This is a genomic window from Celerinatantimonas yamalensis (assembly GCF_046054155.1).
Lineage (GTDB): Bacteria > Pseudomonadota > Gammaproteobacteria > Enterobacterales > Celerinatantimonadaceae > Celerinatantimonas > Celerinatantimonas yamalensis.
Map to the genome: position 1 here is coordinate 73,772 of NZ_JBEQCT010000006.1, position 18,894 is coordinate 92,665.

General features: G+C 43.9%; 15 protein-coding genes and 1 pseudogene. 4 read left to right on the top strand and 12 right to left on the bottom strand.

Annotation, left to right across the window (positions count from 1 at the left end; all coding sequences use genetic code 11):
* Window positions 1–88: 88 nt before the first annotated feature.
* Entirely contained in the window at window positions 89–1,453 is a 1,365-nt protein-coding gene (mnmE, locus tag ABUE30_RS12885; RefSeq protein ID WP_408624202.1) for a tRNA uridine-5-carboxymethylaminomethyl(34) synthesis GTPase MnmE, read from the top strand.
* Between the two features lie 676 nt (window positions 1,454–2,129).
* On the opposite strand, the gene ABUE30_RS12890 is transcribed toward mnmE, so the two are convergent.
* The 5 genes from ABUE30_RS12890 to ABUE30_RS12910 are packed head-to-tail and all read right to left on the bottom strand — an operon-like array spanning window position 2,130 to window position 9,707.
* Entirely contained in the window at window positions 2,130–3,419 is a 1,290-nt protein-coding gene (locus ABUE30_RS12890) for an LlaJI family restriction endonuclease (RefSeq protein WP_408624203.1), read from the bottom strand.
* Complete coding sequence (locus tag ABUE30_RS12895) at window positions 3,412–5,304, bottom strand: McrB family protein (RefSeq protein WP_408624204.1); 1,893 nt, start codon at window positions 5,302–5,304, stop codon at window positions 3,412–3,414. Before ABUE30_RS12895 ends, ABUE30_RS12890 begins: the two co-directional genes overlap by 8 nt.
* Window positions 5,305–5,356: 52 nt before the next feature.
* Window positions 5,357–6,280 (bottom strand): hypothetical protein, encoded by a 924-nt coding sequence (locus ABUE30_RS12900; protein ID WP_408624205.1) that lies wholly within the window; start codon window positions 6,278–6,280, stop codon window positions 5,357–5,359.
* Window positions 6,277–7,866, bottom strand: a complete 1,590-nt coding sequence (locus ABUE30_RS12905; protein ID WP_408624206.1) for an ATP-binding protein — start codon at window positions 7,864–7,866, stop codon at window positions 6,277–6,279. The genes ABUE30_RS12900 and ABUE30_RS12905 overlap by 4 nt, the downstream gene beginning before the upstream one ends.
* Window positions 7,863–9,707: a DEAD/DEAH box helicase gene (locus tag ABUE30_RS12910; protein WP_408624207.1), complete on the bottom strand. Its 1,845-nt coding sequence runs from the start codon at window positions 9,705–9,707 to the stop codon at window positions 7,863–7,865. The genes ABUE30_RS12905 and ABUE30_RS12910 overlap by 4 nt, the downstream gene beginning before the upstream one ends.
* A 111-nt stretch (window positions 9,708–9,818) precedes the next feature.
* On the opposite strand from ABUE30_RS12910, the gene dcm reads away from it, so the two are divergent.
* Window positions 9,819–11,141, top strand: coding sequence for a DNA (cytosine-5-)-methyltransferase (gene dcm, locus ABUE30_RS12915; RefSeq protein ID WP_140070570.1), 1,323 nt, complete (start codon window positions 9,819–9,821; stop codon window positions 11,139–11,141).
* Window positions 11,142–11,679: 538 nt separating this feature from the next.
* Here the strand turns inward: dcm and ABUE30_RS12920 are convergent.
* From ABUE30_RS12920 to ABUE30_RS12935, 4 genes are all read right to left on the bottom strand, one after another.
* Window positions 11,680–12,330, bottom strand: coding sequence for a TetR/AcrR family transcriptional regulator (locus ABUE30_RS12920; protein ID WP_408624208.1), 651 nt, complete (start codon window positions 12,328–12,330; stop codon window positions 11,680–11,682).
* The gene (locus ABUE30_RS12925; RefSeq protein ID WP_408624209.1) at window positions 12,323–12,874 is read right to left on the bottom strand and encodes a VOC family protein; all 552 of its coding nucleotides are present in this window, start codon (window positions 12,872–12,874) and stop codon (window positions 12,323–12,325) included. The genes ABUE30_RS12920 and ABUE30_RS12925 overlap by 8 nt, the downstream gene beginning before the upstream one ends.
* A 131-nt stretch (window positions 12,875–13,005) precedes the next feature.
* Window positions 13,006–13,677 carry a DedA family protein gene (locus tag ABUE30_RS12930; RefSeq protein ID WP_408624210.1) on the bottom strand — a complete coding sequence of 224 codons (672 nt, stop codon included), beginning with the start codon at window positions 13,675–13,677 and terminating at the stop codon, window positions 13,006–13,008.
* 262 nt (window positions 13,678–13,939) lie between these two features.
* Entirely contained in the window at window positions 13,940–14,755 is an 816-nt protein-coding gene (locus ABUE30_RS12935) for a COG4705 family protein (protein ID WP_408624358.1), read from the bottom strand.
* 353 nt (window positions 14,756–15,108) lie between these two features.
* On the opposite strand from ABUE30_RS12935, the pseudogene ABUE30_RS18550 reads away from it, so the two are divergent.
* Together ABUE30_RS18550 and ABUE30_RS12940 are read left to right on the top strand one after the other, a co-directional pair.
* Window positions 15,109–15,256, top strand: a pseudogene (locus ABUE30_RS18550) (IS3 family transposase); the annotation flags it as partial.
* A 116-nt stretch (window positions 15,257–15,372) separates the two neighbouring features.
* A complete protein-coding gene (locus ABUE30_RS12940) occupies window positions 15,373–16,110 on the top strand; it encodes a hypothetical protein (protein WP_408624212.1) in 738 nt (245 codons plus the stop codon).
* 775 nt (window positions 16,111–16,885) lie between these two features.
* Here ABUE30_RS12940 and arsB read toward each other — a convergent pair.
* The 3 genes from arsB to ABUE30_RS12955 all read right to left on the bottom strand — a co-directional run bounded on the left by arsB (window position 16,886) and on the right by ABUE30_RS12955 (window position 18,828).
* The gene (arsB, locus tag ABUE30_RS12945; RefSeq protein WP_408624213.1) at window positions 16,886–17,935 is read right to left on the bottom strand and encodes an ACR3 family arsenite efflux transporter; all 1,050 of its coding nucleotides are present in this window, start codon (window positions 17,933–17,935) and stop codon (window positions 16,886–16,888) included.
* A gap of 91 nt (window positions 17,936–18,026) precedes the next feature.
* A complete protein-coding gene (locus ABUE30_RS12950; protein ID WP_408624214.1) occupies window positions 18,027–18,491 on the bottom strand; it encodes an arsenate reductase ArsC in 465 nt (154 codons plus the stop codon).
* A gap of 1 nt (window position 18,492) precedes the next feature.
* Window positions 18,493–18,828 (bottom strand): metalloregulator ArsR/SmtB family transcription factor, encoded by a 336-nt coding sequence (locus ABUE30_RS12955; RefSeq protein ID WP_408624215.1) that lies wholly within the window; start codon window positions 18,826–18,828, stop codon window positions 18,493–18,495.
* Between the last annotated feature and the right edge of the window lie 66 nt (window positions 18,829–18,894).

Sequence of the window (18,894 nt, forward strand, 5' to 3'; positions counted from 1 at the left end):
TACCATTAACTAATCGCTTCAATTCTTTAAAATGCCACTGAATCAAGTGGCATTTTTTTATGGGGCTGAGCGCCCATTAGGAGTTTTCATGCAAAGTGTTGACACCATTGTTGCCCAAGCCACTGCGCCGGGGCGCGGCGGGGTGGGGATTGTCCGTGTATCTGGCGCTAAATCACGCGAGGTTGCCGAACGTATTCTTGGTCGTTGCCCGAAACCTCGTTCTGCCGATTATCTGCCATTTAAAAATGCCCAAGGCGAACTGATTGACCAAGGGATCGCGATTTATTTTAAAGGCCCTCATTCCTATACGGGTGAAGATATCCTTGAGCTACAAGGTCACGGTGGGCCAGTGGTGATGGATTTGCTGATCCAACAAATTATTCAAATGGATGGGATCCGTCCGGCTCGTCCTGGCGAATTTACCGAGCGCGCCTTTTTAAACGATAAAATCGATTTAGCACAGGCAGAAGCAATAGCCGATCTCATTGAAGCCACTTCCACTCAGGCGGCTAAAAGTGCCCTGAATTCCATGCAAGGGGAGTTCTCTAATAAAGTGACCGCATTGGTTGAGCAGTTAATCCACCTGCGTATTTTTGTTGAAGCGGCGATCGACTTTCCTGAAGAAGAGGTCGATTTTTTAAATGATGGCAAAATTGCAGCTGAACTGTCACAGGTTGAGCAAGCATTGCAACAGGTTCGCCGAGAAGCCGGTCAAGGGGCACTGCTGCGCGAAGGAATGAAAGTGGTGATTGCTGGCCGGCCAAATGCTGGTAAATCTAGCCTATTGAATGCGCTGGCAGGTAAAGAGTCGGCAATTGTGACTGATATCGCAGGGACGACGCGTGATGTGCTGCGCGAATATATTCACCTCGATGGCATGCCGCTGCATATTATTGACACGGCTGGCCTGCGCGATAGCCCCGATAAAGTCGAGCAGATTGGTATCGCCCGCGCGTGGGATGAAATTAACAACGCCGATCGGGTGTTGTTAATGGTCGACAGCAGCCAAAGTGATGCCAAAGACCCAAATAATATCTGGCCTGAGTTTATTGCTCGACTGCCCGAGCATATGGGGCTTACGGTGATTCGTAATAAGGCCGATGAGAGCGGGGAATCCATCGGTCGGCAATCGGTGGGGGATATTCCCGTCATCGCCATTTCAGCCAAAACTGGTGAAGGGGTCGATATGCTGCGCGAACATCTTAAAGAGTGCATGGGTTTTCAAGGTTCCAATGAAGGCACGTTTATGGCACGCCGTCGTCATCTAACTGCGCTTGATCAAGCCGCAGAGCACCTTGAGGGTGCCCGTGTGCAATTAGATGAGTATCAAGCAGGTGAGTTGGTGGCCGAAGAGCTACGGTTGTGTCAGAACGCCTTGAGCGAAATCACCGGTGAGTTCACTAGTGACGATTTGCTAGGTAAAATCTTCGGCTCGTTTTGTATCGGGAAGTGAAGTGGACAATAACGGAAAACAACAGCAAATAATGGCAGATAACCATCTGATTTTATTAGATCGTCCTTTGCCGTTTGTTTCCATCCGTTGCCGTTAATTGCCAAATCTAACCTCTATTTGGGCTCCAGGACATGCTACTCGCTCTGATTGGGGCCCCAGTGGAGTCTAAAATGAAAATTTCTATTCAAAAACGAACAGTGATCGCTCATTGTGATGACGAAACATCATATGACCTCCCCATCACTGGCTCAAAAGCCACTTTTGCACATATTCGAGGCGTATCTCACACGTCGAGCGCTAGGTGAGAGTGTGGCTAGAGTAGGAAAGGAACCGTTTTTTACATAGCGGCGAATCGTCGCTTGAGATAGCTGAGTTAGTTTGCAAACTTCTTAATAGCTTAATAGCTTAATAGCTTAATAGCTTAATAGCTGATTTAATTGTTTTTGTTCGGTCATAACTACTCCTGATAGCTAATGAATAATCAAGAAGTAGTTTGCAGAATGAGTAACGCAAAGACGCGCGGTGCTTAGGCCCATTTTGGGCAGTTTGAGCAGAAAATGGCTGTTGCAGGTAAACGAAATTCCATCATCGGCTCAGTTCCTGACCCACAAATAAAGTAGAAACCAGTGTTATGATGAGTTTCACAAGTGAAAGAAGTTCAAATATTCAACCAGACTTACATAATATCTGCTTTATTGAAAAAACTCCCTGTTATATGGCTTTTACGATTGAGTTCTAATAGCTGACCACAAGCATACTTCTCTAGAAGAATAGCAGGGTCACAATAATGGCAAAAAATTTCGCCATAGCCGTCAACTTCAAGGAACTTATCTATAGTTACCCTTTTTTGCTTTCGTTTTCCGACTTTAACGTTGTTTAGGTAGGAAATATTTCCAGGGAAAACAAAGTGAAGAGATACTAAAACATCCGAGCCACATATATTTTCAGCAGCTATTTTATAGAAAAATTGTTTCACCAAATCATGCCATCCAGGGGCTAAGTTTGGTGTGGAAGCGTTATAGTACTTAGCATCAATCACAGCCCAACGCTTACGATCTTCGCTCTCAATGACAGTATCCGTTCTTTGTCCTTTTTGAGAAACTTCGATAAAGTGCTTATCTTGCTGGTAGTAAGGAACTGGGAGATTGCTATTAATATCAACTTTGTTAGGCAGACACTTATCGAGCATTCCTTCCCAAACGTTATGAAACTTTCGAGTACCTACTAAAAGCTCAGCTCCTCCAGAAGCCGAGGTTTCTTCAATATAGGCCTTCAGCATACCAATCAGCTGAATATCACGTTCAGAGTAACTTTCTGACAGCTCGCGATCGAGGACTGTCATTTGGGTTTCTATTCCGAGTTTTGGTGCCGGCATCCGATCGAGGTTTTCATCTGAGTTGACATCGTCACCAGTAATGACAACGCCATATTTCTTGTAAATGCTACGAATCGCCTGCGCATGGATTCTTGCCGTTTCACAGTCAGAAACGTAGCGTGTACTGCTTGTATCTGTATCGAGATAGACAGGTGATCCTCCAGAGGGGTAGGGAGTTCGTCGTGCAATCGTTCGTTTCCAGTTTGGTCGGCCTTGGTTTATAGAGAAGTGCTTCTTTCTGCGCACATAAAGCCCTTTTGCCCGATAGTCCTCGATAAGAGAATAAATCAATGACAGAGAGGTTTTGCCAATGAGCTCGCTCTCTTGCCCTTCAGTAATGCCGGTACTTTTCCCCAAATAGTAACGATTTAGAGACTGCAAAAGATAAAAAGTATGATGAGATCGTAACGATTTCAAGCAGGTGTTTCTTGGCATAAAGACAGCGATGCCTTGCTGCCAAGAGACAAATCCACAGTAGTGAACCCTTGTCTGATCTGGGGCAATAAGCCCCCGTTGTTGCATTAGGGTTGCAAGGCCACAGGGTAAAGAGTCAACCTCATCACGATCTCGGTAATATGCTAAGTTAGCCATCCAGATTCTCGACTGCGGTACCGAACTCTCTAATGAGGCTGTCTGCTTCTAAACCGAAGACTGGTTCTTTGGGGAAGCTATTGTACAGTTCTCCAAACGTTCCAAACTTAGCTGAAAATAGACGAGCTCGATCTTGAGTCTTATGTCTCAAAACATCGTCCCATAAGTACACAAACAACTTACCGCGCAATGCCGATTGCCAGTCTTGCAACTCGGTTTCATTAAGGAAAAATGGCCCGATCATTCTATCTTCGGGAACTCTGAACTCTTTCAACATATTATTCAGAACTTTTTCGGCAAAATCGGCCCAAGTTATAGAAAACAAACCTTCGCTCGTTTGAAGCTCTAAAACCTGATTCGGTGCTTTAGCAAAGCTAAGTTCTACATATTCAAAAGACCACCTGCGTTTAAACGCAGTATCAAGAGGCATTACAGCTTGGTCGCTGCTGTTCATGGTGGCGACCAACGAGAGGTTTGAGGGAATAAAAAGTTTTCCTGCCAAAAAGCGACCACCTGTTTGCGCATTGAGATAGGTAAGTAAATCAGGATCAGAAATATCAATCTGATAGCAACTACTGCCATCAGGCTTTCTGTCTAATAGCTGAAATATCTCGCCAAAAACAGCCGCCGCTGGTGCTCGGTTGATCTCTTCAATAACAAGGCGATAGATATTACTAGGGTCCTTTATTGCCTTAACCAAAGCCTTAGTAAATGCACCGGGCCTGAATCTATACGCGACACGATCCCCTTCCATTACTGGTTTTAAGCATCCAACAAAATCGCTGTACTGCGTTTCTGGGTGAAAAACCGTACGGACAATGAACTCTTCACCTGTACTTTGTTCAATTGAGTGGCTTTTTCCTGTGCCAGGCGCACCATAGATAATTCGATTACAACCACCGGTTTTAGGTGGCGCAGAATGTTTCTGCCTGACTGAAGACTTAAACAAAAACTCTGAGTTCTCTTCAGATATTGTTAGTTCTGGCCACAAATTACTTAGAGCGTCATTAACCTGCTGTATCCCAGCACTATTATTTAGCAAGCCTTTACGAATATGAACGTATTTACCACTAGATGGTGAATAATGAACTGGCTCGTCAAAATAGCTAATATTCCCAGGTATTTTAGTCCTGCTTAGCTTAAAAGCCCCGCTGGTTTCTGCCCAATCAAGATTACCAACACTGGAATCAACATTATCGAACAATGGGTCAAGTTTACCTTCCCATCCTAAGACAGAAAGGATACGGAACATTAGTTCATCACCTGAGCTGCATTTAAATAAGTAAGGAATCGATGGATAGTATTTTTTCTTTAGGACTTGTAGCGCCTCGGGGCATTGAGAGAAACTATAAATAAGTTGCCCTAACATATCAGAGCTAACGTCAGGTACAGGAAGAGCTTTGAGTATGACAGAGCAAATAAAATCATCTCCAGATCTAAGAGAGGTACTTGCTCCTGAACCATTAATAATATCCTTCCCTCTCAGTCTCTTTTCACGGTCACTAAACGCTTGGTAAAAATTGGTTTTGCTATACTCATCTAGCGCATCAGTAATTGGATGAGATGGCGATAAACTACGCACTAGGATAGCTAAATTTTCTGAGTTTGTGATATGTGATTTGAGCGAATCAAACATTTCCATATACTTGTGAAGCAACGTGACTAAAGGTTGTACTTTTAGTGCGTACAGGAAGTAGTGCCCCGGCATATAAGTATGGTTATTTCTAATATCGACTCGAGCAGAGTGCTCAAAGATTTTTATATTGAGATCGAGTTTTTCAAAAGCAATTTTTGCTTCATCATCAAACGTAACTTCGTCAAAGTGCCAACCTTCCGCGGGTTCATTTTGATACCACTGACCAATCGTGCTGAGTTCAGAAAGCATAATCAGCATTTTCCTTATATTGTCCAATGCAGCTCTCTGCTGCAAAAATTAACTAATCGTGTTTAATCCACAAACTACGAGAAACACTCTGGCGTAGATTCTCAACCAACTTCTTGCTTTCATCGGAGAACTGGCCGTTTTCAAATTCACCCATATAAAATAAAAGCTCAGCTAAGGGCTTTGACTGGTCTTCTGAAAGGCCTCGAATCAAAGGGTGTTCGCTGTTCAAGGTGATGTAATGATCGTCTTCATAACCTGGCTCCCACAAAGAGCCATCACGAGTTTTACCCAGCCGAATATCTATATCTTCAACGAGTGGGGCTATCACTCTAATTCGCTGAAGATGTTCACCTCTGCCTGAGCACAAAATTCTGAATTCGAGCAGTGCATTAAAGATTATTGCGAGTGCATCACTAAAACCTGAACGGTAAATGTTATAGCGATCAGCAATGATGTTGCCAAACATATCGGTGTTATCCGTGCCAACATCTTCACAATCCGAGACTAGGTTAAGTTGGGTTCTAATTTCTGCAGGTATAAATAAGCGTACGTATTTTTTACCTTGGTGCTGCAAAGCGTCGGCCACTTTATCGATAGAAAAAACAAAACTATCTAGACCTAAAATATCAGCAACTTCATAGGACATACGAACAACAGAGGAGTTTTCTGGCAATTTGCCATTCAACCATTCTTTTAGAGTCTCGACTTGTTTTTTGAGGTCACCTTTCGGCAAATCAGCCACATCAACAGCCGTCGCCTTCTCAAAAGAAGTTCTATTTCTGAACGTGACCGCACTCGCAGCAACTTGATAGACATAGTCCGACACGATTTGGTTCGATTCGTTAAAAATACGGTTGAATAAGTCTATTGGGAGTGGGATACGGTTTTGCCAAAAAATTAACCCGTCGACGCGATATTTCGGGTTTCTATCATTCAGGTAACGTTTAAAGTCCGCTAAATCGTACTGATAACTCATTCGTATTCCTCCGCATCCGGCAACTCAATACTCAAATAACGAAGCGTTTGACTAACTTTCTGCCTATATCCTTTTAAGGTGTGACGATTAGCTTCAGAATATTCACCATGTTCCGCATTAGCGAGACTCCACAACAGCATATCAAGTGCCTTCATAGCCTCAACGTTATCTTTGCAAACGTTATACATTTTGTGGAAATATGGGTGTGATTTCCCTAGTGTGACACACGTATTTCCTTCTTCATCACACGAAGGTTCCCACAAGTCATCCCCTAGTAAAGAATCTTCCTCGTGAACTCTGACCGTTTTGTCCTGATAGACTTTTATGCCCTCAATCACGATAGGTTTAGGCTGATTTTGGTTACGAATGGTAACCGTGTCGCCATCGACGTTTATATCAGAGTTTTTTGTATACTTTTTATGCTTATCTATCGATCTATCAGCAGGGCCATGAACTCTCTTAGTATTCGCTGAAATCAAACGATCCTGCCCTTTAAGTAACTCCTGTCTCCAAGGTGCTACTAAGCGTTTAAGTTCCTCACGTATTTCCACAGGAATGATGACACGGCTCTTGCGGAAATCGATACTGAATACATCATCCAGTTCATGATCAAAGTGCAGCTCAGCTCTAAGGCGAGTAATTTTACTTTCCTTTTTGTACATTCGATGTGGCCAACCATCGTGCCAAATCAAACGACCTTCTCGATAGATATAGAAACCTTGATTATCTAAGCTATAGCGAACAAATTCTCGCTCTTCAGAATTCAAATCATTCTGCGAAGGAATAACACTTCCTCTGACCGAGAAAGTGGCTGATTTCCCAGCAAATTCTACTGGAACTGTTTTTTCTTTTAAAACACGAGAACGCACACCATCTACTGTAACCAAATCGGCACAAAGAGGATCCCACCCTTTTAGGTCTTCTGCCGAAGCGCCCGCGACTTTAAGCGAAATAGACACTTCGCCGGATGCAAGGTATTTGAAAAAAACCGAGCTCAACTCAGCCTTGAGCTCATTGCCTAGGTTTTTAATCTGCTCTCGAACTTGACGTTCGCTACCTTGATTAATCAATCGGTCGGTATTTTCCCATATGATCATGGTGCCGCCGTCACCTGTGAACTCGCTCAGATCTTCAAAATAATCGTAGTAATCATCAGAACTAGGCGTCTCTAACTCCCAACGGTCTGTTTTGATGATGCGGTCAATATCCCAAGCACGGCCAGATTGAATACCTGCCTTCTGAGTCAAAACAACCAAACGGCGACAGAAGGCAGTCGAAGCAGTTTTCAACCCCATCCCAAACTTACCCAGAGATTTAGGGTTAGCTCGCTTCTCTGACCCATAGCGCATCGCGTTTCTCAGTTCATCTTCAGACATACCATCGCCGTTGTCTGTCATGATGACCCTAAACTCACCAAACATGTACTGAAGTTCAATTGAGATTTTCGTAGCATTTGCGGCTATCGAATTATCAATGATATCGGCAAATGCAGCTTCCCGACTGTACCCAGTATCGCGTAAACTTTCGACTAAACGCGCTGCAGAAGGACGAAAGTCATCTTCTTGTATTTCTGTTTTTTGACTCATAAACCTAACGTTTCCAAATATGCAAGCATGATTTGCTTGTCTGTTTCTTTTTCATCTGCAACCGAGACTACTCGGTCACTGAGTTGTTGCTTAAGGCGAATACGCTCATCAATGGTTTCTTCTATTGTGTTGGCATAGTACATGTAGTAAACACTGACTACAGATTTCTGACCATTCCTCCATGCCCTAGCGGTAGCTTGTTCTTCAAGGGCGGGGTTCCATTGCCTGCAGTAATGAATAACGTGAGTTGCCGCTGTAATATTTAGCCCCATTCCCGCCGTTCTTGGATGAAGAATCAGTACGTCAAAACCTTCCGAAGATGAGAATTCGTCAATAAGCGGTTGTCGTTCCTCATTCGGTGTTCTGCCATCAATAACACCGGCAGTAATGCCGTACTTTTCTTTAACTGCGCTTTTAACCAAGTCAATCGCTTTTTGAAATGTTGCAAAAATAATGACCTTTTCCGCAGAAAGGGCAATAGCGTCCAATTTAAGTAACATAAGCTCAAACTTGGCGCTTTGAGCCGATAACGAGCGGACATCGGTTGGAGCTTTAGGATTTAGCAAAGCTGGGTGCGCTGTAAACTGCTGAAGCTTGTTAATCATGGGGAGGATCCCTGAGCCATCAGCATCATTTTGCATTTCTTCGATAATATTGTCGTATGCCAACTTTTCGCTTTCAGTTTGCGACACCGGAAGGTGTATATCCAACTTTTCAGGCAATTGCTCAAGCACATCTTTTTTCATGCGCCTGAGAGTTATTTGACGTAGTGAAGCTTCTAGTTCTTCTAAGTTTGCACTGAGCGTTTCCGATAAGTCACGATGTACATAGCGAGATTTAAAGGCTTCTTGAGAGCCTAGGTATCGAGGGAAAACCAAATCACTCAAGGACCATGCATCCATCAAACTATTCTCAACTGGGGTTCCTGACATTGCCACTGCAACCCCAATATCCAATCGTCTTACCGCGATCGATCTACCTGAATTTGGATTTTTCAGCATGCTAGCCTCATCAAACACGGCTAGGTCAAAGTAGAGTTCTTCTAACATCGAAATATCGAAAGCCATCGTGGTATAAGGCATAATGACTACATTATGTCCCAATAGAGCAGAGCTAACACCTCGACGGGCAGTTCCATAATGTAAGTACGGCTCAACTTGTGGTGCAAAAAACGCGAACTCCCGTTTCCAGTTATCCAAGAGTGGATTGGGGACGACGATAAGAATTTTTGCATTGGGGTTCTTTTCCAAAGTGTCACAGCATAACGCAATAATCTGAGCCGTTTTACCCAACCCCATGTCATCGGCTAGGATTGTGCCGACTCCATTGTCCACACAAAAACTCAACCAATCGACCCCTTGCTTCTGATAAGGATACAACTCTTGGACGAAAAGCTTTTCGTGATGAGCTATGCGCTTGTTTTTTGTCCGTAATGTTTCTAACAGGTTAGATGGTAGCTGTTCACATAAACCTTCCTGAGATAACGTTCTGAGCAATTTGATCAAAGAAGGTAAGTGCAGGTCACTAAATGCTGCATCGACGTGAGTTTTTATTTCCGAGCTAACAAAATGAATTCGCTTGGCATTAGCAACAAAATATCCTTGTTGTTTTAAAGAGGTTAGCTGTTGTGTATCCAACAATTCCCCCTTAAAGCTAACCGAAAAATGCGGTTGAGGGTTGATATAGAAGTGAAAACGCAGATCTGCGGGACGCTTAGACGCCACTAGGGATATCACCTCACCATTACAAATAGCATTCAAACGGCCTTGCTTGTATAGCTCTTCTGATGAGATTGGCACATTGTCATACTCAACAACACCGTTATTAATCAGATATGTCATCACAACTCTCTTTTTACAGGGTAAAAAACCGGATACCTATTGCAATTATCAATGTTCATATATACAGTTCGCAATATTACCAGGCAAAAAACCGGATACTTTATAAACACAATGGCAGAAATACTAAACACCTCTCATCATATCAAACAGTTAAGAGACAATCTTGGCTTGGGTCAGCGTGAGTTCGCAAATTTGTTAGGTTTAGGAAAAGATGGAGAGCGTACGGTTCGCGGCTGGGAAAATGGCGAACATAAACCTTCCCCTCTAAAATGGAGTCGCATCATCGAGCTTAAAGATGAGATGAAGCGCTACTATGATAACGCTCCGTTAAAACAGCTGCCTATTGAACAATCTCAGTTTACTTTCATTGATTTGTTTGCCGGCATTGGCGGCATCCGCTATCCATTTCAGCAACTTGGAGGCCATTGTGTTTTCACGTCTGAATGGGATAAGTTTGCCCAAAAAACCTACCTTGAAAACTACGGCGAAATGCCTAATGGCGACATTACCCAAATAGCTGCGAAAAACATAAAAGATCATGACATTCTACTTGGGGGATTCCCTTGTCAAGCTTTCTCTCAAGCGGGATTAAAAAAAGGTTTTAACGACACCCGTGGAACTATGTTCTTCGAAATTCAGCGTATTCTTGCAGCAAAGCGGCCAAAAGCATTCCTGCTGGAAAACGTAAAGCAGTTGCGCGGACATGACAAAGGGAAAACGCTAAAGACAATTTTAGATATCCTGCAAGGCCAACACGATCAGGAAATTCCAGATGACATAACGCTTAGTGAAGAAACGCGCCACGCACTTGCCGACAAACTAAACTATTGGGTTGATGTCAAGGTGTTAAGAGCGGCCGACTTTGGTACACCTCAAAACCGTGAACGTATTTTCATTATCGGGTTTAATAAAGATGAATTCCCTAGTGTCGATTTTGACAAGCTATTTAGCTGGCCTGAAGCGCCAAAAACTCCGACCAGAGTAGGCGATATTCTTCAAACTCAACAAGAACTCGATCTTGATAGAGAGCAATACGGAAAAGACAGGTTTACTATCTCAGACAAGCTTTGGGAAGGGCATCAAAAACGAAAAGCAGAGCACAAAACCAAAGGTAACGGCTTCGGTTACTCTCTTTTTAATGCAGATAGTGAATATACGAATACCATCAGTGCTCGGTACTATAAAGATGGCTCAGAGATTCTTATTGACCAAAGCCATCTCAAAAAAAACCCACGCAAGCTCACACCGAGAGAATGTGCAAACTTACAAGGCTTCCCTCAAGAATTCAATGTCGATGCTGTATCACAGGGGCAAATCTACAAACAATTTGGCAACTCAGTATGTATGAAAGTAATCCACCCCGTAGCCGAACAAATAGTAAATACCCTGTTTGCGGCTCAAGCAGATCTTGAAGAAACTCGAAAAGCAGGATAACTATTTGACACTCATTACAATCTCAGTAGGTAAAGAGTATCTTTGCTCAAAGTCAAATGGACGATAATTAAGTTGTTCGGTTATTCCGAACAACTGCCATATTTAAACCAGTGAACAAGCGGCAACCATTTTCAAGAAGGGAGTGAGAGCTCGTCAGTTTATCTCAAATAAGATATTCACACTCAGAGTATGAATATTAACCATGAGGTAAACCTCCTCGTTAGAAAAGCACACAAGACCAAGTGAACTATCCGGAAATTCCGGATAGTTCACCAAAAGGTATTATTTGAATCTGTAATTTAAATTGTGTATCTGCTTATAATTAAGCCAGTTATGGCTAAGAACTTTTGCACTAACTAAAGTGGATACATCCGAGATTTATAATTAAAAATACGGGACGATGATTGCGCCTAAAAAGTGCCAAAGCACCCATCTTTCGGAAAGTTGAGAAATATGTTTTCCCATCACACAACGTGCTGGAACAAAGTAAGGTCGCCATCCAAGTGCAATTTTTAACACGCCTGCAATGCCATGATCATCATCCGATATCACGATGGTCAGTCATACTCGCATCGGGTGGGGCCGCCACCGCACGGAACACTGCAATGACCTGGCGGTTGAGTCGCGTAGATTCAGACTCACCGAGTTGTTGCCAGTGGTTGGCAAACCAGCGATCTGCTTCAATCGCCATAGCAAACAGCATATTCATGAACAGCGATTCGGGCAGATCACAACGAATTGCTCCAATCGATCGCCCCTGTTTAATCAATTCGACAAACCGCTCCTGAATTAATTTGTTGGGAAATATTGCCCGAGTCGTTTCATTTTCATAGAGACTGCAGGCTAGAGCGGCTAATGTCGTATTGTCCACCAGCACCTGATGAACACGTGCAAAAAATTCGCCTATACGACGCCAAAACTGCTCTGCATTGAGCGATTTGCTAAATGAAAAATCCAGTTGGGTGATCAGCCTCTGCAATGCCCGTTCAATCACGGCTTCGTAAAGATCAGCTTTACCAGCGATATAATAATAAGCCTGTCCTTTACTCATCCCGGCCTGGCTTAAAATATGATTTAATGAAGCGCCCGAAAATCCATGGGCTGCAAACTCCTCCTCAGCTGGATCTAACAAGCGCGCCAGCCGCGCAAGATCCAAATTATTGCGCCGTTTCTTCGGTAACTCAGCCATGGCGCCGCCCCGGCAGTTTACGCATTGCCGCATTCATAAAAGATTTCTTCCACTGCGGATGCAGAGCTATCTGTTCATCCATCACCTGACGAAACCGCCGCCATGCTCCCCAACTAGGAATGCGCGGAATATGTGCAAGTTCCCAGTGAATACCGTTAATCGGATCTTCAAAAAATACGGCATAATAGCCCGGTGCGTAAACTGGATACTCGACCGGTTGATCGGAAATAGGGATCGCGTTAGCCTGCAAAAAATCATGATAAAAAAGATCTACTTCACGGCGGCTCTTGGCCCAAAGTGCAATATGATGGATACCAGTTGCTCGCGCCTGATGGTCCAGCTTATAGCTGCTTTTCGCCGGCTGAATACCGATATAACTGTGCGGCATAGGGAAACGCGCCATGTAGTATGTCGAGCGATAACCGATGTCGAGGGTCCAGAAACTTTTATACCCTAGCCAACCGAACATACCATCGTAAAACGCCACCGAGCGCTCATAGTCCAGTACCGAAAATTCCACATGATTCACACCGCGCCATCGCATTAGTTGCTTCCCTTTGGCCCTTCTCAATAACTGAAAAGACAATTTGCCATAATCTGTTTAGACCACCAGTCTAAATTTAGACTACTGGTCTAAATTGTCAGTGACAAACCTCACATTGGGCGAAAAATTTTTTAATCAATTGATTGACGCATCGCAAGGCGTTTATCTCGCTCAGTCAGTGCAACATCGGCGCGGCGCTGCAATTCTTGTTCATGACGGTGTAAGAACCATCCACCGATCATCACGGCAACGGCAGCACCTATCAACAGCAGTACACTAAATGGGCCGGTAATGCGATGAATTTGATTGCCAAACAGATAGGCCCCAGAGCCAAATAAGGCAGCCCAGAGGGTTGCCCCCAGACCATTCATCAACAAAAAGTGCTGCCAAGGCATCCGGTTAGCGCCTGCTAAAATGGCGGCAAAGGTTCGCAAAAAGGCGACAAAGCGGCCAAAGAACACGATCTTGCCACCATGGCGAAAAAAGAGATATTCGCCAATCCGCAGCCGCTCGCTGCTCAGGCGGATATATTTGCCGTAGCGAGCCAACAGACGATGGCCAAATGTACGGCCAATTACATAACCGAGGTTATCGCCAGTCATTGCGGCCAGAGCGGCAATGAGAATTACCGACTGTAGAGAGAAGGCATGTGCACTCCCCGCATAAAGCGCAGCAGCAATTAACGCCGTCTCGCCGGGAATTGGCAACCCGGTACTCTCTAGCATCACCATCGCAAACAGCAGCCACAGACCGCCGTTTTGAATAAGATGCTGCACCGATTCAGGTGACACAAAGGAAAACATTAATATTTACCGCCCCGCCATTCAGTTGTCTCGGCAACGCCTTCTAAAATACCAACCGTGCCGAGAACGGTTACCAGATAAGCCAATAAAGCATGGATTATCTCTGAGGAGAAATCCATCAGCAGGCTCTTTCTACCAAGCACCATACACCCGCAGAGATCATTTGCTAGATGGATTGTGTTTTGTTGTTCGGTTTTATCATCAATGACATCGTCACCTTTTCAGCTGATATTATGATCGTATTTAACGTTCAAAGCGCTTTTTAATCGATTGAGTCGGGTTCGTTATCGTCGCTGAGCTTGCCTGCAGCAGGGCTATCTTTTTTACTCATGCTCAGATATCCCACGAAAATAATAATCAACGCCGTTAAGGCCAGACTAACAACCCCAGAACCATAGCCTAAATCGTGCGCGGCGTGCGGTTTACCCATCCAATCAGCGAACGACGCACCAAACGGACGAGTCATCACATAGGTACTCCAGAATGCCGCAATACCATTTAACCCTCGGGCCCAGAACAATAGCCCCGGTAATAAAAACAACCCAGTAAACAATAGCCCAGAACCAAGATAACCTAAATGCAAACTCATTGCTGTCCAATCACCGGTTGCTGTCCCCAAAGCAAATGTAGCCAGAACCACGGCCCAATAGAAAAACTCCCGGCGCGGCGTGTAGATGCTGTGGATGGACAAGGTTCCTTCGACGCGCTGCCACAGGATAAACAAAATGGCTAAAGAGAGCGCAAAAAAACAGACCGAGGCGACGTAGGGAACCCCAAGCACAATATGCACGACATCAGCCGCCATGGTGCCGAAAATACTCACCGTGACCACCAGCAGCCAGTAGATCCAGGCCACATAGCGGCGGGCACGAAACTGAATCACCAGCGCCACTGCAAATCCAAAAGCGCCAAGAATTACCGCCAGATAAGGATTAAAATGATAAACGAGGTAGTCCGAAGTAGACTCTCCCATAGCCGTTGTCAGAACTTTTACGATCCAGAAGTAAAGTGTCACCTCCGGTACTTTGCTCAATAGCGATTGGGTCTGTGTAGCTTTCGCTTGATTCAAAAAATTCATCGCTGCACTCTGTTTTAACATGATGATTGGCTATCAAATCGTCGATAATCCAAGGACAATCGAAACCATAAAAAATTGATTATTCCCCATCTAATGTAAAAAAGTTATCGACAGGGCTGCGGTTGAATAGCGAACGACACATCAGGTTTTATATTTATCTGGCATCATCCATCCGCATGCTTGTTCACTCTGATCGGAACCGATTTATAGGAAGGTGTGCCACACAGCTCATCAATACAATCGAGCGGCACGAAGTGATTGAGCTGTCATTGCCCTGTCGTGTTCAGCAATAACAGAGCAAGAGGAAATGTGGGCGGCTTGTTCAATAGTAACGTTATACTACGCAAGTCGGTCGACTGAGGTCCTCCTTTATCAAAGCTAATCAATCTGTTTGGGATGTTCGATGTATTGTAAAGTCTTTAGCAGTGCTATTATGCTTGGCTTAAGCAACCCGACAGCAAGCCGGAGAAGTGGTATCAATATCTTCCCGGACTGATTAATTAGTTTTGGCTGATCTGACAGTGTTTACGGTTATCGAAGGGTATACAGCGACCCAATAGACCATTTTTTTATTATAATGTTTTCCAATCCATTTTTTTATTAATTTTGAGTTTTTAATGATATCTAAACTACAATATCCTTCTGTGTATCTGCCTATTTTTATTGTGTTATGGCTTGGGCTATTTATTGACAGTCGGTCGATGGCTCAGGTGTTGGAATACAATCAGTGGATGACAAGTTTTATCGTACTCTTGTGTTTTGCTTGGGTATATAGAAAGGCGACTAGTAAGATAAAAAAACTGATGGTTTATGGTGTTGGTTTGGCGTTATTAGGAGAAATGTTTTTTTCTCTGGTTTTAGGTATGTATGAATACCGCTTAGCCAATGTGCCAATTTACGTGCCACTAGGCCATAGTTTGGTCTATGCCGCTGTGTTTTATCTTTGCAAAGAAAGGGTGGTTCAACGCAATAAAATTCTGATTAGTCGTGTTTTGTTCGGGGCGATGATTCTTTATGCTACTCTTTGGTTGGTGCTAGATGATGACTTGTTTGGTTTCGTGTGTACTTTGTTTGTCATGTATTTTCTAAAGAAGAAGCGCGGCAATACACTGTTTTTCCTTGTCATGTATTTTATGGTGGTATATTTAGAACTTCTTGGTACTCACTATAATTGCTGGATGTGGCCTGAAACTTGGTTCTCAAGAATCTCTTTTATTACAAGCAGTAACCCCCCTAGTGGTATCAGTGTCTTTTACTTTGGGTTTGATATCGGTTGTTTATGGGTTTATAAGCAGATGAATCTTAAAAAGTGGAACCGGATGAAAGCGATACGAGAGTTAAAGAGATTAAGTTAGTATTTCAAAAAACAGACTATCGCTTTTTGCAATCCAATATCGAAGAGCAAGTCAAAAGGTAATGAATTAAGGAAAGTCTGTTGGAACAGATTTCGACTTTTGATCTTTCATCTCATTTTAAATACGAAAATACATTCGATATTTATCGTTATAAATCCGTGAGTATTTATGTTTTAGGTATTACGCTAAGCTAAAGCATGATTTATTTAAAGCAATTAAAAAAATAGAAATTCAAGTCATGACCCTCGTATTTTTTAGGGTTACCTCATGAATATTTTTTGAATGAATTATATTTTTAAAACAATCAAATTTTGAGTGAAAATCATTTAATCTGAGGTACGGTTTCGATAGACAGGCTTAAGAACTATTCATGCAGCCGTCCTGGGAATGGATGCACTGGATTTATGATATTCAATCACCAGGACATATTGACTCTTCTGTCCCTAATCGATACTGATGGCTTGCTTCTCGCTCGTTTTATGGTTAAAGACCCATGACAATGAATTTGAATGGTCAAAATGACGATTGATTTTCGTGATCAAGTGTTTCCTGCTGTTTGGAGGAATAATCAATTCACGAAAAAAACCACTGTTTCATCCTATCAATCAGATGATTATGCAGTTGGCTTTAAACCCAATTTAAACTGAGTTGTCGGTGGGACTGAGTCTCGTCGTCAACCAAGCCAAGCTTGCTTCGAGCCCTTATAACTAAAGGGCTCGTTGAACATCTGTCAGGCCTGTATTTTTAACTTCACGGACGACAGATTGTTCCTCGTTCATTTAGGAGATTGATTATCGAATGCCTCCAACTCATCAAACCAGTGACGGGTACGATTAGCAAACCAGACCAATGATAACATCACGGGCACTTCGACCAAGACGCCGACTACGGTTGCTAGTGCAGCGCCTGAGTGCAGACCAAACAATGAGATAGCGACAGCAACCGCCAGCTCAAAAAAGTTAGAGGTGCTGATCATACAGGCAGGCGCTGCGATGTTATGGGGAAGTTTCATCTTTTTGGCGGCAAAGTAGGCGATGGCGAAAATGCCGTAGGTTTGAATCAGCAGCGGAATGGCAATAAGACCTATCACCAACGGGGTGTCTAAAATGGTTTGCGCCTGAAAACCAAAAAGCAAGACCACTGTGGCTAATAGACCGATGATCGACCAAGGTTTCAAGGTACGGATAAAACCTTGCAGACGGTGTGAATCATTGGCTTGATTGAGCCTTTTACGGGTGATTACACCGGCGACGAGCGGTAATACCACATACAGGATGACCGAGAGCAGCAATGTTTCCCAAGGCACCTGAATATCACTAATACCGAGCAAAAAAGCGGTAATCGGCGCAAATGCGACGATCATGATGAGATCGTTAATGGATACTTGCACGAGAGTGTAATTGGCATCGCCGCGAGTCAGTTGGCTCCACACAAATACCATAGCCGTGCACGGCGCTACCCCCAGCAAAATCATGCCTGCAATATATTCTTCGGCCGATTGTGGGTCGACCCAGTTTACAAATAACCCTTTAAAAAACAGCCAACCTAACAGGGCCATTGTAAACGGTTTAATGAGCCAGTTGATGACCAGTGTTAAGAGCAGCCCTTTGGGCCTTTTACCCACGTTTTTTAAGGCGGAAAAATCAATTTGGATCATCATTGGATAGATCATCAGCCAGATCAAAACGGCCATCGCCAAATTGACATGGGCATATTCGAGTGCTGCGATGTGGCTAAAGGCATTTGGAACCCGATGCCCTAGCCATACGCCCGTACCAATGCAAAGTGCGACCCAAACTGACAAATACCGTTCAAATAACCCCATTTTTAATCACCTATCTGAGAGTTGATTGAGTGAGTGGAAGAGTGAAGCGGCATATTGCACGACTTGCGCTCGGACCGGGCCGCTAGTTTCATCAATGTGCGCCAAGGTTTCTGAGTGCCTGCGGCCATTGGGTTTTATCTAATTGGGTCAGCGCGAGTAAGGCATCGACACGATCTTCGATGATGGCGATGGTTTGGCGAAACGCCTCGGCAACTTCTCTCTCTGAACCACTTAGCTTAGAAGGGTCGGCTAACCCCCAATGCACTTTGAGCGTGTTGCCAAACCAAACGGGGCAGGTTTCACTGGCCGCACTATCACAGACGGTGATTACGATATCGGGGGCAAAGGTTGCAAAATCATCCCACGACTGGCTTTGTAAACTGTTCGTTGCGATGCCAGCCTCGCTGAGATATTTCAGTGACAGCGGATGAACTTCATAGGCCGGCTGGCTGCCTGCGCTTTTCGCCTCGATCTTAGCGTTCGCTCGGTGGTTGGTAATCGCCTCAGACAAGATGCTGCGACAGCGGTTATGGGTGCAAATATATAGAATTCTCATCTTATGACTCACAAGTGCTTTGACAGGTAGCGGCTAATCGTTTGATACAATCAGCCAGATAATCGCCGTGCTGGTTAGAGATGTTAAACAGTACGTCGCATGCCCAATCAGGGAGTGCTGGATGCAGCCGGTAGTAGACCCATTTGCCACGGCGCTCATCGATTAATAGATCGCATTGGCGAAGGGACGCCAAATGGCGAGATACTTTAGGTTGGCTGAGTTCAAGCGCGGCTTGTAACTGGCAAACGCACAGCTCCTGCTTTAGGCTGATCAGCAGTAACGATTTAAGACGTGTGTCTTCGGCTAGGCACTTAAAAAAGGTTAATGGGGATAGCATATTGACTCCTTATATATGAAATATCATATATATTATTTTCCATATATCAAGTGGTAAGAACGAGTC